The 16,076-nt window shown below is 72.4% G+C and carries 14 protein-coding genes; 1 reads left to right on the top strand and 13 read right to left on the bottom strand.

The features are described 5' to 3' along the window. Positions 1-116: 116 nt before the first annotated feature. Complete coding sequence (locus ACWKZU_RS13400; protein WP_449282827.1) at positions 117-1,217, bottom strand: Gfo/Idh/MocA family protein; 1,101 nt, start codon at positions 1,215-1,217, stop codon at positions 117-119. A 94-nt stretch (positions 1,218-1,311) separates the two neighbouring features. Here ACWKZU_RS13400 and ACWKZU_RS13395 point away from each other — a divergent pair, with 94 nt between their 5' ends. Next, positions 1,312-2,499: an ROK family protein gene (locus tag ACWKZU_RS13395; protein ID WP_449282826.1), complete on the top strand. Its 1,188-nt coding sequence runs from the start codon at positions 1,312-1,314 to the stop codon at positions 2,497-2,499. Positions 2,500-2,506: 7 nt separating this feature from the next. Here ACWKZU_RS13395 and ACWKZU_RS13390 read toward each other — a convergent pair whose 3' ends face one another. The 12 genes from ACWKZU_RS13390 to ACWKZU_RS13335 form a co-directional block, all read right to left on the bottom strand. Next, entirely contained in the window at positions 2,507-3,466 is a 960-nt protein-coding gene (locus ACWKZU_RS13390; RefSeq protein WP_449282825.1) for an aldo/keto reductase, read from the bottom strand. Positions 3,467-3,580: 114 nt separating this feature from the next. Continuing rightward, positions 3,581-4,282 carry an ABC transporter ATP-binding protein gene (locus ACWKZU_RS13385; protein ID WP_449282824.1) on the bottom strand — a complete coding sequence of 234 codons (702 nt, stop codon included), beginning with the start codon at positions 4,280-4,282 and terminating at the stop codon, positions 3,581-3,583. Next, on the bottom strand, positions 4,279-6,189 hold the full coding sequence (locus tag ACWKZU_RS13380) for a branched-chain amino acid ABC transporter ATP-binding protein/permease (RefSeq protein WP_449282823.1): 1,911 nt from the start codon (positions 6,187-6,189) through the stop codon (positions 4,279-4,281). Before ACWKZU_RS13380 ends, ACWKZU_RS13385 begins: the two co-directional genes overlap by 4 nt. Continuing rightward, the gene (locus ACWKZU_RS13375) at positions 6,176-7,036 is read right to left on the bottom strand and encodes an ABC transporter permease subunit (RefSeq protein WP_449282822.1); all 861 of its coding nucleotides are present in this window, start codon (positions 7,034-7,036) and stop codon (positions 6,176-6,178) included. The genes ACWKZU_RS13380 and ACWKZU_RS13375 overlap by 14 nt, the downstream gene beginning before the upstream one ends. Positions 7,037-7,076: 40 nt before the next feature. Then, entirely contained in the window at positions 7,077-8,270 is a 1,194-nt protein-coding gene (locus tag ACWKZU_RS13370) for an ABC transporter substrate-binding protein (RefSeq protein WP_449282821.1), read from the bottom strand. Next, a complete protein-coding gene (gene mftF, locus ACWKZU_RS13365) occupies positions 8,267-9,886 on the bottom strand; it encodes a mycofactocin biosynthesis glycosyltransferase MftF (protein ID WP_449282820.1) in 1,620 nt (539 codons plus the stop codon). The genes ACWKZU_RS13370 and mftF overlap by 4 nt, the downstream gene beginning before the upstream one ends. A 41-nt stretch (positions 9,887-9,927) precedes the next feature. After that, a complete protein-coding gene (gene mftD / locus ACWKZU_RS13360) occupies positions 9,928-11,208 on the bottom strand; it encodes a pre-mycofactocin synthase MftD (RefSeq protein WP_449282819.1) in 1,281 nt (426 codons plus the stop codon). Between the two features lie 118 nt (positions 11,209-11,326). Continuing rightward, a complete protein-coding gene (locus ACWKZU_RS13355; protein ID WP_449282818.1) occupies positions 11,327-12,193 on the bottom strand; it encodes a vWA domain-containing protein in 867 nt (288 codons plus the stop codon). A 123-nt stretch (positions 12,194-12,316) separates the two neighbouring features. Next, positions 12,317-13,276, bottom strand: coding sequence for an AAA family ATPase (locus tag ACWKZU_RS13350; protein ID WP_449282817.1), 960 nt, complete (start codon positions 13,274-13,276; stop codon positions 12,317-12,319). Then, a complete protein-coding gene (locus ACWKZU_RS13345) occupies positions 13,273-14,115 on the bottom strand; it encodes a mycofactocin-coupled SDR family oxidoreductase (protein WP_449282816.1) in 843 nt (280 codons plus the stop codon). Before ACWKZU_RS13345 ends, ACWKZU_RS13350 begins: the two co-directional genes overlap by 4 nt. Positions 14,116-14,130: 15 nt before the next feature. Then, the gene (locus tag ACWKZU_RS13340) at positions 14,131-14,946 is read right to left on the bottom strand and encodes a mycofactocin-coupled SDR family oxidoreductase (RefSeq protein WP_449282815.1); all 816 of its coding nucleotides are present in this window, start codon (positions 14,944-14,946) and stop codon (positions 14,131-14,133) included. A 118-nt stretch (positions 14,947-15,064) separates the two neighbouring features. Then, the gene (locus ACWKZU_RS13335) at positions 15,065-15,889 is read right to left on the bottom strand and encodes a mycofactocin-coupled SDR family oxidoreductase (RefSeq protein ID WP_449282814.1); all 825 of its coding nucleotides are present in this window, start codon (positions 15,887-15,889) and stop codon (positions 15,065-15,067) included. Positions 15,890-16,076: the final 187 nt, after the last annotated feature.

The raw sequence follows: 16,076 nt of genomic DNA, 5'->3' as shown, positions 1-16,076 counted from the left end.
TCCGTGCACCATGCCGGGCACGAGGTCGAGGGAGACGCCGTGCAGCACTTCGACGCCGAAGAACTGCTTGCGCACGTCGACGGCCGAGAGCACGGGTGCGGCCGAGCCGGTGTCGTTCACGCCTCGCTCACCTCCACCCAGCGGCGGCCGCGCGCCGACTCGAGCACGGCGTCGGTGATCGCGGCCGCCCTGGCCCCGTCCGCGAAGGTCGGCACGCCGTCGCGGCGCTCCCCCGATGCGGCGGCGTAGGCGTCCGCGACGAACGCGTTGAAGGCGTCCTGGTAGCCGAGGGGATGGCCCGCGGGGAGCGACGAGATGCGCGCGGCGTCGGCCGAGAGCGTCGCGGGATCCCGCCTGAGCAGCACGGAGTGGCCGCGCCGGCCCACCCACAGGCGCTCGGGGTCCTCCTGCTCGAAGCGCAGGCTCTCCCGCGAACCGGCGATCTCCAGCACGAGGCCGTTCTTCCGCCCGGGGGCCACCTGCGAGACCAGGAGCGTCCCGATGCCGCCCCCCACGAGCTCGAGGGTCAGCGCGACCGAGTCCTCGGTGTCGACGGGCTGACCGCCGCGCTCGGGGTGCACGGTGCGGGTCGTCGCCACGAGCCGGGCGATTCGGTCGCCGCTGACGAACTCCACGAGGTCGACGAGGTGGGATCCGATGTCGGCGAACGCGCGGGACGGACCGCCCGCGCCGGCCCCGACGCGCCAGTTGTCGTCGGCGGCGTCGAGCAGCCAGTCCTGCAGGTACAGGCCGGCGATCGTCAGCACCGCGCCGGCCTCGCCCGCGGCGATGCGGGCGCGGGCCTCGCGCACCATCGGGTGGTAGCGGTAGACGAACGGCACCGCCCCGAAGCGCCCCGCGGCCTCGACCTCCTCCGCGAGCTCGCGGGCCTCGGCCGCGTTCGTCGCGAGGGGCTTCTCGCAGATGACGTGCGAGCCCGAGCGCAGCGCAGCGCGGGCGTAGGAGACGTGGCTCTGGTTGGGCGTGCAGATGTGCACGACGGGCAGCCCCTGCGCGAGGAGCTCATCGGCCGGCAGGGCCCGCGCGTAGCCGAGTGCCGCGGCGGCCTCCGCCGCGCGCGCCGGGGAGGACGACGCGATGGCCTCGAGCCCGGCCCCGGCAGCCCGCGCCGCGAGCGAGTGCGTGCGTGCCATGAATCCGGCCCCGAGCATGCCGATGCGCGGGGGCCGGGAAGACGACGATGTCTGCGGTGACATGTTTCTATTCTGTTACCGACCGTCACACTTTTGTCAATCTCTTTTCATAAGTGATCAAACCGTTACCAACTTTCATCTGTGCTTTACTGAAAGTGTGACCCTGCCCCCACCGCTGAACGGCGCCGCGATCTCCACCGCGGGCGGGCTCCTCCAGCTCCTGCGAGACGGACGGCCCCGCACGCGGGCCAAGCTCGCGCAGATCACCGGGCTCTCCCGCCCCACCATCACGCAGCGCATCGATCAGCTGCTCGAGCTCGGCCTCATCACGCCGGTTCAGGACGCGGCCTCCACCGGTGGTCGCCCCTCATCGCAGATCGCCTTCAACCCCCGGGCGCGGGTGGTGCTGGCCGCGGATCTCGGGGCGCTGCACGCCCGCGTCGCCGTCACCGACCTCGACGGCGAGCTGCTCGCCGAGGTCTCCTCCCCGCGCGACATCGCCGAGGGGCCGGAGGCCGCGATGGACTGGATACTCCACTCCGCGAAGACCCTCCTCCCCGATCTCGGCTACACCACGGAGCAGGTCGCCGGCATCGGGATCGGCGTGCCCGGCCCCGTGGAGTTCTCGACCGGGCGGCCGATCAACCCGCCCATCATGCCGGGGTGGGACCGCTTCGACATTCCCTCCGCGATCCGCGCCGAGATCGACGCGCCCGTGCTCGTCGACAACGACGTCAACATCATGGCGCTGGGAGAGCTCAGCACCTCGTGGCCCGGCGTCACCGATCTCATCTTCGTCAAGGTAGCCAGCGGCATCGGCGCCGGCGTCATCTCCGGTGGCACACTGCGCCGCGGCGCGCACGGCGCCGCCGGCGATATCGGGCACGTCGCCCTCGCGCGGGCCGCGGACGCGCCGTGCCCGTGCGGCAACCGGGGCTGCATCGAGGCCGTGGCCTCGGGCCGCGCCCTCGCCCGCGCGCTCAGCACGCCGGAGCGGAGGCTCGAGCGCCCGAGCGAGGTCGTCGCGCTCGCCAAGAGCGGCGACGTCGCGGCGATCCAGGCGATCCGCCAGGCCGGGCGCGACATCGGAGAGGTGCTGACCGCCTGCGTCAGCCTGATGAACCCGTCGACCATCGTGATCGGCGGCACCATGGCGCAGGCGGCCGAGCACCTCGTGGCCGGCGTGCGCGAGGTCGTCTACGCCCGCTCGATCCCGCTCTCCACCGAGCACCTGACGATCGCCCCGTCGCGCGCCGCGGCGAACGCCGCGATCCTCGGCGCGGCGCAGCTGGCGATCGACGCGGCCCTCTCGCCGGAGCGGATCGCGGCCGCCCTCGGCGGGTGACGGGCGGCTACGCCGAGGCGGCCGTCAGCGCCGCGAGCTCCTCGGCGCCGAGTTCGAGATCGATCGCGGCGAGGAGCGCGGTCAGCTGCGCGGTGCTGCGCGCGCTCGCGATCGGCGCGACGACGGTCGGCTGCTGGCGCAGCCAGGCGAGCGCCACCGTCGCGACCTCGGCGCCGCGCACCGCGGCGACGGCGTCGAGCGCATCGAGCACGCGCCGGCCGCGCTCGTCGAGATAGGCGGCCGCTCCCTCGGCGCGGTCGCTGGCGCCGGGCACGGTTGCGTCGGCGGCCTCGCGGTACTTGCCCGCGAGGAACCCCTTCGCCAGGGAGTAGTAGGGGAAGACCGCGAGCGATTCCCGCTCGGCGACCGCCCGCAGGCCGTTGGTCTCGAACTCGCGCTCGACGAGGTTGTAGTGGGGCTGCAGCGCGACGGGCAGGTGGTAGCCGCCGTCGCGCGCGATCCGGATCCACTCCGCCACGCGCTCGGCCGTGTAGTTCGATACGCCGATCGCACGGACCTTGCCCTCGTCGACGAGCCCGGAGAAGGCGGCCGCGGTCTCCTCGAGCGGGGTGCTCGTGTCGTCGTAGTGGGCGTAGTAGAGGTCGATGCGATCCGTGCCGAGCCGGGCGAGCGACGCCTCGGCCGCCGCGCGCACGTTCGTGCCGGCGAGACCCGAGAACTCGGGGTGGGTGGAGACCTTCGTCGCGATCACCACGGCGTCGCGATCGCGCCCCGCCGACAGCCACTCGCCGATGATCGTCTCCGACTCCCCGCCAGTGTTGGCCGGCACCCAGTGCGAGTAGCCGTCGGCGGTGTCGATGAAGTCTCCCCCACCGGCGACGAAGGCGTCGAGCACCTCGAAGGACGCGGCGCGATCCGCCGTCCAGCCGAAGACGTTGCCCCCGAGGGCGAGCGGTGCGATCTCGAGCTCCGAGGTTCCGATGCGAGCGCGGGCGGCCTGTGCCATGTGGTCTCTCCATTCACGATGCGGACGTCCCCTCGACGCTAGCACTGTCCGGGCGCGAGTCCGAGCGGATGACGAACCGCGGCGGTCGGCCGCGTTGCCGGGCGCCCGGGTGTCTCAGGATCCGCCGCCCAGATACGGGGAGATCAGCGACGCGCGATCCCGCAGCAGCTCACCGCACGGCGCGGATCGCACGACCCGCCCCCGCTCCAGGATGTGCGCCGTCGTCCCCACCCGCAGGGCGGTCTCGACGAACTGCTCGACGAGCAGGATCCCGACGCCCTTCCGCGCGAGCCCGGCCAACGCGTCCACCAGCGCGGTCACGACGCTCGGGCCCAGCCCGAGCGAGAGCTCGTCGACGAGCAGGAACCGGGGACGGCCGGCGAGCGCCCGGGCGACGAGGAGCATCTGCTGCTCGCCGCCGGACAGGAGCCCCGCCCGAGTGTCCCGCTTCGCCGCCAGGCGGGGGAAGAGCTCGCAGGCCCGCGCGAACGCGGCACGCGAGCCGTCGACCACCGCGAGGTTCTGGGCGACGGTCAGGCTCGCGAAGACGCTGCGCTCCTGCTGGACGTAGGCGAGGCCGCGCGCGGCGCGGCGGTGCACGGGGAGCCCGTCGATCCGGCGGCCGTCGATCTCGACCCGTCCCGCGGCGAGCGGCAGCAACCCCGAGATGCCGTCGAGCAGCGTCGACTTGCCCGCCCCGTTCGCTCCGAGCAGCACCGTGATCTCGCCCGCGGGAACCGTGAAGGAGACGTCCCGGCAGACCGGGAGACCGCCGCGCCGCACCGAGACGCCCTGGACCAGCAGCGCATCGCTCATGCCGCACCGCCGCGACCGAGGTAGCTCGCCACGACGCGCGGATCGCCCAGTGCGGCGGCGACCGGGCCGGTCGTGATCACGCGTCCGGCGTCGAGCACCGTGGCGGTCGACGCCGCACTCCGGACGAACCCCATGTCGTGCTCGATGAGCAGCACGGAGCAGCCGAACGCCGCCGGGATGCGGCGCACGCGCTCGGCGAGCCCCGCACTCTCCTCCTCACCGAGACCGGCGGCGGGCTCGTCGAGCAGCAGGGCGCCCGGTCCCGATACGAGCGCACCCGCGATCTCCAGGACACGACGAGATCCGGCGTCCAGGAGCCGGATCGGCACGCGGCCCGGGGGAAGGCCGAGGAAGTCGCTCGCGAAGCGGATCCGCTCGCCGCGGGAGCGCATCCGCTCGACCCGGGTGTCGTCGGCAGGGAGCCCCGCCTCGGGGTCCCGATCGGCCCCGGCGGCGAGCCGGAGGTAGCTCCCGACGGTGGTCCCCTCGATCGACCGGATGTGCTGGAAGGTCCGCCGCACTCCCCGCCGCGCCCGTTCCCGGGCGGACAGGCCGTCGATCGGCTCTCCGGCGAGCGTCACCGCGCCTCTGTATCCGGGCAGGAAGCCGGTGACGGCGTCGACGAGAGTCGACTTGCCCGCGCCGTTCGGGCCGACGAGGGCGTGCACCTCGCCCCGCGCCAGTCGCAGCGACACCCGGTCGAGGGCCGGCTCTCCGCCGTAGTCCGCCGAGAGCTCGGAGATCTCGAGCCGGACGGGCGGGGCGGGGTCGGACGCGACACGCCTCCCGGCACCCGGATCGGCTCCCCGGGTCGCCGTCGCCGTCGCCGTCGCCGACAGCGACGCCGCCGGCCCATCCTCCGGCCCGCCGGGGCCGGAATCCGAGAGTCTGACGTTCAACCGCGCGCGGGCGAAGGCCCGCTCCTGCAGCTTCGCGTGCAGCTGCTCGACCAGGCCTCCGTTCCCCCGCCGGAGCACGTCGAACGCGCCGATCGCGAGCAGGGCGTTCCCCACGTCGAGGGGCACGCCGAATCGGCGCAGCAGCTCCGGCACGAACACCGCGAACACGCCGGCGAGAACGGCGCCCGCGAAGAGGCTCGCCCCGCACAGCACCGCCGTCGCCAGGTGCACCATCGAGGTGAGCGGCGTGAACACGCTCGTGGTGAGCAGCCCGTACTGCCCGGCGAGCAGACCGCCCGCCAAGCCGGCGACGGCCGCCCCGATCCCGAAGGCACCGGTCTTCACCGCCGCGGCCCGCACCCCGAGCGCGGCGGCCGTCCGCTCGCTCGAGCGCACGACGCTCCAGGCGAGACCGAATCGCGTGCGCGCGACGCGCGAGATCACGAACTGGAGCAGGATCAACAGCCCCCAGGCGAGTGCGAAGAAGCCGCGCGGATCGTCGAACGGGGCGCTCGGGATCACGGTGGTCCCCGCCCCGACGCCGGGGAACCCGCGCTGCCGCACCACGAGATCGAGCGCAGCCGCGAAGCCGAGGCTCACGATCGCGAACTCCACTCCGCGGATGCGGGCGCTCGCGAGCCCGATCGCGAGCCCCGCCGGAGCCGCGGCGCAGCCGCCGACGAGCACCAGCAGGGGGAACGGCGCCGCGGGCCAGACGAGGGCGAGGGCGGAGACGACCCATCCGCCGATGGCGGCGAACGACATCTGGCACAGCGTGATGATGCCGAGCTGGCCGGTGACGAGGCCGATGCTCCGCGCGACGAGCGCGCTCACCGCGACGGTGGCGAGCAGGTACACCCAGTAGACGGGCAGCAGCATCCCGAGCACCGCGAGCACGACCGAGAGCAGCCCCCAGCCGAGCCAGGGCGCCCACCCGAGCGCGCGCGCCGCCCGATCCGGCGGGTTCGCGGAAGGCTCCCGCGCCGCGGCGGCGTCACCGGACCGCATCCCACACCTCCCGCCTGCGCATCCAGAGCAGCGCGACGATGACGATCACGAACGGGATCGCGCCTCGGTACTCGGCGAGGCCGGGCACCCGGACCCCCATGCCCTCGATCGCCCCGACCGCGAGCCCGGCGGCGGCGGCGGTCCAGACGTCGGACAGGGCCCCGACGAGCGCGGCGGCGAGCGCCGGCACCACGAGGAACGCCATCGACTCGAAGGTGGGATTGCGCGTCGGAGCGATGAAGAGGAGCGCGAGGGTCGACAGCGCCCCGGCCACGGCCCACACCCCGACCGAGAGCGCTCGCGCGTTCACGCCCAGCAGCTGCGCGGTCGTCGGCCGCTCGGCGACCGCCTGCAGCCGGAGCCCGAGGCGGGTGCGGCGCAGCAGCAGCGTGAGCGCGGTCGCGATCGCCGCGGTCGCCGCGAGCGCGATCAGCGTCGTGAGCGAGACCCGCACGCCGAGCACCGGGAAGGCGACGTCGGGCACCAGGCTCGGCATCACTCGGGGGGTGTCTCCGAAGAGCCGGAACCCCGCGGTGAGCACCACCACGAGCAGCACGACGGTGACGGCCGCGCGTACGACGGGCGTCGCGGTCCCGAACCAGCGCGCGATCACCCAGCCCGCGAAGGCCGACAGCCCGGCCGCGGCGGAGACGCCCGCGAGCACGGCGAACGGCAGCGGCAGCCCCGATCCCGCGAGCGCGTACACGGTGTATGCGCCGAGTCCGCCGATCGCGGCCTGCCCGAAGTTCAGCACGCCGACGAGACGGTAGAGCACGACGATGCACACGGCGAGGATCGCGTAGGCGGATCCCGTCACGAGACCCGAGACGATCAGCCCGTCGAGCATCGTCGCCTCCCGTACGGTGTTCGGATCGCGGGGGCGCCGGCTACGGCACCTCCACCCAGTCGCCGACCGGGATCCATCCGTCCGCGGTCGCCTGCACCATCATGCTCGCACGATTGGGGTTGTGCGCGTCGGAGGCGTCGAAGACGTAGGGCATGCCCATGAGGGGGTTCTCGATCTCGCCGGCGCCGCGCAGCGCCTCGGCGACCGACTCGCGGGTGATGTCGCCCTCGATGCTCTCGAGCACGTCGACCATGATCCACGCGCTCACGTACCCGCCCTCGGAGAGCGAGGTGATCGGCACGTCCGCCGCCGTGAGCGTGGCGCGCCAGTTCTCGACCTCGGGATCGTCGCTCGTGAACGGCAGGAACTCGGAGTTCGCGTAGACGTTGCCGATCGTCCCCTGCGCCTGCAGCGCCTCGATCGCCGACTCCGTGTAGACGTTGGTGAGCATGAGCCAGTCCGCCTGGTCGATGACGCCCTGCTGCTGGACGGCCTTCATGAAGGCGACCCCCTCGGGCTCGGTCGGGTTGAGCACGACCGCGTCGCACCCCGCGTCATTCACCGCGAGGATCGCCGGGGTCGGATCGTCCCCGAGGTTCACCGACGTGTCGATGTGGGCGAACGCCGTGCCGGTGACCCGCTGCCAGCGGTCGAGGAGCTCGAGGTACGGCTCGGTCAGGCCCTCGCTCTTCAGGATCACGGGGCAGATCCTCTCGGCGCCGAGCTGATCCTTCGCGAAGTACAGCAGGCTCTCGTAGCCGTTGAAGGTACCCGCGTTGACGGGGGCGATGTTCGAGGAGGCGAAGCAGGACGGCTCGATCCCCGTGCCCATGACGGAGAGCACGCCGCGCTGCGCGTAGAGCGCGGCATTCGCGCTGCACTCGACGAGGCTCGCCGCGCCGACCATGGCGACGACGCCCTCCTCGTCGACGAGTCGTCGGCCCGCCTGACCGGCCTGGGCCGGGTCGGCGCCGTCGTCCTCGGAGATGAACTCGATCATCCGCCCGCCGATGCCGCCGGCGGCGTTCACCTCGTCGAACACGGCCCGCGCCGCGCCTGGGACCTCGGGGAAGGGTGCCGGGCCCGTGAGCGAGCTCACCGCGCCGATCCGGATCGGGTCGGCGGCCGTGCCGTCCCCGCCGCCGGCCGCTCCGGCGCCGGCGGCGCATCCCGTGAGCAGCAGGGCGAGGGCGGCGATCGCGCCGAAGCGCGTCGTCCTGGTCGTGCGGGTCATGCGGCGGGGGTCGCTTTCTCTTCGGATCGTGCGGAGCGGGTGGGGAGCCGCGGCGGGGCGTCCGCCGCCTGCGGGCCGGCCTGCATGCCGCTCCGCGCGTCGGGCGCGCCGTTCCGCGGCCAGAAGGGGAAGCGCACCCGCGGCATCACCACATTGGGAACGCGCTTGCGGACGGCATTGCGGATCACGCCGGAACCGTAGGAGGCGTCGTCGAACAGGCGCAGGGTCAGGCTCCTGAACGGGCCGAGCCGCGTCGGGCGGAGGAGGTGATCCCGCACCGGTTCCCACAGCATCGCCGTCGCGACGGCGCGCGCCATCCGCGAGAACGGTGTCAGCGCGAGCACGCCCCAGCCGACGGGCCACCAGTCGCGGCGCAGCAGGTGCCCCATCCAGAACGCGTCGGACCAGAGCGAGCGCCCCGTCATCTCGACCGCGACGGAGATCGGCATCCCCTTCCCCAGCAGGCGCCGCTGGCGCGCGAACTCGTACGCGGCGATGGGCAGGGCGAGCCACCGCACCCACGCGCGCCGGTTCGCGAGCACGGCGACCACCGCGAGCCCCGACAACGACGGCCGGGCGGGGATGAGGCGGCCCGGATGCCGCAGTTCGAGGTCGGCGGCCGAGGAGCCGTACATCGCGCGGCGCTGGCTGAAGTCCTTCAGCGCGGTCCGCACCTCGTGGTGGTTCACGACGTCGGTGACGTAGCGCACGGTCCAGCCGGCCTCGTGCATCCGCCAGAACAGGTCGACGTCCTCGCCCACGCGCATGCCGGGTTCGAAGGGGGGATCGGTGACGGCGCTGCGCCGCACGATCACCGAGGCGCTCGGGAGCCAGCCGACCGGGACGCCGTAGACGACGCGGCTCGGGTCGGGCCCCATGTCGAGCTCGGAGCGGGTCTCCTCGTAGAGCTCCACGGCAGAGCCGCCCTCGATCCGGGGGCGCACGCGCGGCCCGATCGCGCCGATGAGGGGATCGTCGAACAGCGGCCGGAGGCGCGCCGCCCACCCGGGCGAGGCCGTCACGTCCGCGTCGAGGAACGCGACGAAGGGCGCCGTGGTCGCACGGAAGCCGTCGTTGCGGGCTTCACCGGGACCTCCGTTCGTCTTGCGCACGATGAGCTTCGCCCCGTGGGCGTGCGCGATCTTCCTGATGCGCGCGGCGTCCAGGCGGGGGGAGGCGTCGTCGACGACCGTGACCGGCAGTCCGTCCTCGCGCAGCGAGGCGAGGCAGCGCTCGAGCTGCTCCGCGTGGCGGTAGACCGGGACGACGATCTCGAGGTCATCGGGGCGGGCCGCCGCGGTCGCGGCGGCGGGCAGCGGATCCGCGATGCCGAGATCGAGGAGGAAGAGCGCCGCCTCCTGCTCCTCGGGGGTGGCGGCCGTGAGCCCGCTCCGGTTCGCCGCGAAGAGCCTGCGCGCGAACGGGCGGAAGCGATCCGGGATCAGCGTCACCGACCACGGCGACCCGCCGATCGTCACCCTGCCGGCGCGCAGCGCCACCCCCGAGGTCCAGGCCAGGGGGACGCGCGCGGTGAACCGGGCGCGTTCGCGGAGGTCGGCGGGCGGCGGCGGGAAGAGGGGCGGGCCCCAGGGCGCGACGGCATCGCTGGTGGTCATGCGTTCGGTGCTCCTTCGGACGGACGGACGGTGCGGGAGGCCTACTGGACGACCTTCTCGACCGGGCGGTCCGCGGCGGAGGTGCGACGCGACGTGCGCTTCGCGGCGGCGGAGTCCGGGGCTGCGGTGCCGGTATCGCCGAGCACGCGCTCGAAGCCCTCCGGGATGTAGAAGTCGTCCCGGGTGAGTTCGGACACCGACGCGTGACCGAGGCCGATCAGCGCCGAGTCGAGTCCCATGCGCAGCAGGTCGAGCACGTTCTCGACGCCGGTCTGGCCGTTCGCACCGAGGCCCCAGAGGTAGGCGCGGCCGATCATCACGGCCCGGGCCCCGAGCGCGAGCGCCTTCGCGACGTCGCCGCCGCGGCGCACGCCCCCGTCGAGCAGCACTTCGAGCTGATCGCCGACCGCGTCCGCGATCGGGCCGAGGCAGCGGATCGAGGCAGGGGTGGTGTCGAGATTGTTGCCGCCGTGGTTCGAGACGGAGATGGCGTCGGCGCCGATGTCGACAGCGCGCTTGGCGTCATCGATGCGGGTGATCCCCTTGATCATGAAGGGACCGCCCCACTCCTCCCGCAGCCACTCGAGATCCTCCCAGCTGGGCGGCGGCGTCTGCAGCCACTCGCCGTAGGCGCCGAAGAACGTGGGCGCCGGGCCGGTCGGCGGCTTCAGGTTCGGCGCGGTGAGGTCGGGCAGGCCGGCCTTCAACCAGGTCGCCGTCCACTTCGGCCGCCGGATGCCCTCGGGCGCCATCTTGTACAGGGCGGAGAAGTCCATCCGCTCGGGGATGGCGGGGCTGCCCCAGTCGCGTCCGACCGAGAAGGACCAGTCGGTCGTCGTGATGAGCGCCTTGACGCCGGCCGCGCGGGCGCGCTCCATGCGCTGCAGCATGGTCTCACGGCTTCCGGTCCAGTACATCTGGAAGAAGGTGTTCTCGTTGACCGCGGCGACCTCCTCGACGGGCTTCGAGGCGAAGGAGCTGAGCCCCATGATCGTGCCGCGGGCGGCGGCGGCCTTCGCGACGGCGACCTCGCCCTCGGGGCGGATCGCCTGCACCCCGGTCGGCGAGATCATGACCGGCAGGGAGACGGGGATGCCGAGGATCGTGGTCGAGAGGTCCCGCTCCGGCTGATGGCCGGCGACGTGGGGGGCGAACTCGAGCTCCGCGAACGCGTCGAGGTTGTCCTGCGGGGTGCGGCCCCGCTCGGATCCGGCGACGAGGGCCGCGTAGACCGAGGGCGGCAGGAACGCCTTCGAGCGGCGCTGCGCCTCGAGGACGGTTTCGAACCAGGGGTTCTTCACCCAGGGCCAGATCTTGCTCATACGATTCTCGCTTTCATCGTCGAAAGGCCGGTGACTGATCGTATCGTCCCCCCGGCGCGATGTTCCGATTATATTGACACCCGGTGTCAAAAAGAAAGCTCGGTTTCGAGAGAACCCGTCACCACCCGAAGATCGCGCTGAGCGCCGGAGCGACGTCGCGGTGCGAGCGGAGCACACGGCAGGTTCCGCGCCCGCGCGAGGCGAGCTCCCGCCCCAGCTCGATGTCCTTCTCCCCACTCGCATCGAGGAGCACGTCGAGGCGCGGCAGCTTCGCGGCGAAGGCTCGCGGATCGGGGCCGGCGTTGTGCACGCAGTCGGAGAGCAGGATCACGCGCGCCTCGCGCGCGGGCACCCGCGCCAGCTGCTGCGCGGCGACCTCCAGAGGAAAGGCGACGTTGGTGAGCCCGCGCGCCGGAATCCTGAGGATCCGATCCAGCAGCTCCATCGGACGCACCGGTCCGCCGAGATCGAGCAGCACCGCGGCGTCCGACCAGAACGCGACGACGGCGAGCGAGTCGTGGGACAGCTCCGCCGTGAGCGCCCCGACCGTCGCGGCGGCGGTCTTGATCCGCTCCCCCTTCATCGAGCCCGAGACGTCCACGAGCAGCACGACGGATCGCTTCGTGCGCAGCCGCTCGCGCACGAGGATGTCCTCGTCCTCGGGCAGCGGCCGCTCGGCGAGCACCTCGAGCGTCGCATCGAGATCGATCTCGTCGGAGGCGCCCCCGTAGGGCACGGTCTCGAGCCGGCCGATCCCGCGCACCGCCGACGCATCCCTCCGGGGCCTGCGCACCGAGAGGCGCGACGCGATCTGCTGCGCGAGGGCGCGCACCCCCGGGTCGACCTCGGCCTCCTCCTCCGGGCTCCCGATGAGCGCGGCGGCCTCGTCGGTCTCCCCGGGGGCGACCGCTCCGGGGAGGGCCGCCGCTCCGGGTTCCCGGGATCCGCCGCCGAGCAGCACCGGCCCGTGCTTCCCGGGCCGCATCCGGGCGTCGTGCAGGGTCGGCGCCTCGTCGAGCCGCTTCGGCTTGCGCTTGAGCGGCTTCCCGCGAGAGCCGTCGCGATCCCGCGCCTCACGCGTGATCGGCGAGTCGGCCTCGACCGCTCTTCATCCGGGCGCCGCGGCGTGCGGCTCGAGGATGAAGCGGTCCTCCCAGATCTCCCGCAGCACGCGCTCCGGCGTCGTCTCCGCGGCCTCGTCCACGTGGATCCTGCCCGACAGCCCGACGGTCATCGCGTCGTAGAACAGCTCCGGGTAGCGCTCGTCGCCGGGCGCCGAGACGCCGCGCAGCTCGGCGAGCTGCGCGGCGATCATCCCGGTGTCGATGGCGCCGCGCACGCTCGACCCCTGCCGCACATCGGGGTGGGAGCGCGTCGCGCGGGTCACGGCCACGGCGTCCTGCACGACCCGCTCGCCGAGCGACTCCGCCGCATCGGCGCCCTCCGCGCCGAGCCCGGCGCGCAGCCGCACGATCCGCGTCTCGGCCTCGGCGTCCTGATACCCGATCACGATGCGGTTCAGGCGGTCGTGGATGCTCTGCGAGAGGCGCGCCGTGCCGATGTTGTCGTAGGGGTTCATCGACGCGACCACCCGGAAGGTGGGCAGCGCTGCGATCCTGCCGACCCGCGGCACCGAGATCGCGCGATCCCCCATCGCCATGAGCAGCGTGTTCATCGTGTCCTCCGGCGCGCGGTTGAGCTCCTCGATGTAGAGGAACCCTCCCTGCTGCATGGCCTCGACCAGCGGACCGGGCACGAAGTTGTCCGCCGAGTAGTCCTCGCGCAGCACGCGCGCCGGGTTGTGGTGGCCCACGAGCTTCGCGGGGGTGAGATCCGCGTTCCCCTCGATGAAGAACAGCGGGATCCCCCACTCCTGCGTGATCGCCTTCAGGATCGTGGTCTTGCTCGTGCCCGGCGGCCCCTCCAGCAGCAGGTCGCGGCCCGCCGACACCGCCGCGAGCGCGAGTTCGAGCTCGCGCTCGCGGCCGATGACGCGGGAGCGGACCCGCTCCGCAGCGGTGGCCGGACCGCCCGCACCGCCGCCCGGGGCTCGTTCGACGAGAGTCATTTGAGCGTGTACCCCGCATCCACCTTCAGCTCGGTGCCGGTGACGTACCGCGCCTCGTCGGAGGCGAGGAAGAGCACCGCATTCGAGATGTCGATCGGCTCCACCCACGGCACCGGGAGCGCATTCGTCGACTGGAAGATCGGGGCCGCCTGCTCACGGGTCGGGTGCTCGACGTCGGGCATGAAGAGCCGGAAGGTCGCCTCGTTCTGGATCATGTCGGTGTCGACGCCCGTGGGATGCACCGTGTTGACCCGCACGCGGTGCGGCGCGAGCTCGAGTGCCAGCGTGCGCATGATGCCGACCACCGCGTGTTTGCTCGCCGTGTACGCCGCGACGTTCGGCGTGCCCTTGATGCCCGCGGTCGAGCTCGTGATGATGATCGATCCGCCCGTGCCCTGCTCGATGAGGTGCGGGATCACGGCCTTAGCGGTGTGCCACACACCGGTCTGGTTGATGTCGATCACGTCCTGCCAGTCGGAATCGGTGACGTCCTGCGTCTGGTCGCCGAACGAGAACACGCCCGCGTTCGCCGAGACGATGTCGACGTGGCCGAGCTCGGCGACGCCGCGGTCGAGCGCCTCCTTCAGGCCGGCGTAGTCGCGCACGTCGGCCTTCGAGGCGACGATGCGGCGATCGAGCGCCTCGACCTGGCGCACGGTCTCGGCGAGATCCTCCTCCGTTGCGCCGGGATAGAACCTGGTGATGCTCGGCACCTCCTCGCAGATGTCCACCGCGATGATGTCGGCGCCCTCCTGCGCGAGCCGGACCGCGTGCGAGCGGCCCTGCCCGCGCGCGGCGCCCGTGATGAACGCGACCTTGCCCTCGAGTCTTCCGGTCATGATCGATGCACCTCCCTACTTCTTGTTGGTGAACCCGGCGTCCACGGGAAGGGTCACGCCCGTCACGTAGCGCCCGTCGTCGGAGACGAGGTAGAGGATCGCGTTCGAGATGTCCACCGGCTCGATCATGGGCACCGGCAGGGCGTTCGCCATGGCCTGACCCATCTGCGGGTCGGCCTCGAGGAACTCCTGCATCACGTCGTTCACCACCATCGGGGTGTTCACACCGGTCGGGTGCACCGTGTTCACGCGGATCGAGTGCTCGGCGAGCTGATTGGCGTAGCTGCGCATGAGGCCGACGACGCCGTGCTTGGCCGCCGTGTAGCCGAGGCCGCCCGGCGTGCTGCCGCCGATGCCGTTGATGCCCGCCGTCGAGCTCGTGAGCACGATGGCGCCGCCGCCGGCGTCGATGAGCGCCTGCTTCGCCACCTCGACGGTGTGGTAGACGCCGGTCAGGTTGACGTCGAGCACGTCCTGCCACTCCTCGGGCGTCGGGTGCAGCGACAGCGGGGCGATGCCGGCGTTGCCGAGCACGATGTCCAGGCGTCCGAGTTCGGCGACGCCCGCGTCGACGGCGGCCTGGAGGGCATCCCGATCCCGGACGTCCGTCTGCGTCGCGATGATGCGGCGATCCAGCGCCTCGACCTGCGCGACGGTCTCGGCGAGATCGTCCGGCGTCGACATCGGGTAGCCCACGGTCGCGATCTGCTCGCAGAGGTCGACCGCGATGATGTCGGCGCCCTCCTGCGCGAGGCGGATCGCGTGCGAGCGGCCCTGTCCGCGTGCGGCTCCCGTGATGAATGCGACCTTGCCTTCGAGTTTTCCAGCCATGATTCTTCCCACTCCTTCGTGTTCGGATTCGCGCCGCATCGGGATGACACGGGCGGATCGCCTGCGGCGCGAGACCGGGCGATCCGCCCCGCGGTGCCGCGCGGGCACCGCGACGGGTTCAGTACTGGGTCATGCCTCCGTCCACCGCGAGGGCGTGGCCCGTGACCCACTTCGCCTCGTCGGACGCGAGGTAGAGCACGGCGTTCGAGATCTCGCGGGGATCCATCATCCCCGGGAGCCACTGCGTGAGCATGCCCGTGAGCAGCGGGTTCTCCTCCATGCCCTTCGAGAAGCCGCTGTCCTCCACGCCCATGATCCCCTGCGCCATCGGCGTGTCGACGCCGCCCGGGTGCACGCTGTTCACCCGGATGCCGTCCTTGGCGAGCTCCTGCGCGAGCGACTTGGTGAGTCCGGTGACGCCGTACTTCGACATGTTGTAGGCGATGTTCCAGGGGCCCGCCTTGAGTCCGTTCGCCGAGCTCGTGAGGATGATCGAACCGCCGTTGCCGGCGTCGAGGATCGCGGGGACGGCCGCCATCACGGTGTTCCAGACGCCGATGAGGTTGATGTCGATCGTGGTGCGCACGATCTCCGGGGTCATCGAGTGCCAGGGCCCGACGATGTCGACGCCGGCGTTGCCCGCGACGATGTCGAGGCGGCCGAGCTCCGCGACCCCGTTGGCCACGACCTGCTTCAGCCGGTCGAGATCCCGCACATCGCAGGTCTCGGCGACGATGCGGCGGTCGAGCGCCTCGACCTGGCGCACGGTCTCCTGCAGATCCTCGGCGCGAGCCGTCGCGTACGGCACTCCCTCGACCTGGGTGTCGATGTCGATCGCGATGATGTCGGCGCCCTCCTCGGCGAGGCGCAGCGCGTGCGCGCGCCCCTGTCCGCGCGCGGCACCCGTGATGAACGCGACTTTGCCTTCGACTCTTCCAGCCATGACCATTCCTCTTCTCGTCGTTGAGATGTGCAGCGGATGACCCGTGTCGTGTCGCAACCGGCGGTTTCGGAGGAGCGACGGCATCGGCGGGCCCTACCCGCAATCCTCACCATAGTGGCACTGAGTGCCGTTGGGAAGAGGCTGTTCCGTTTCCGGGAGGACGCGCAGGATCCCGCCGTGATTCTGC

The sequence above is a fragment of the Leucobacter sp. genome (assembly GCF_053528595.1).
Note: the sequence above shows the minus strand (reverse complement) of the source record. Positions and strands in the feature narration are given on the sequence as shown.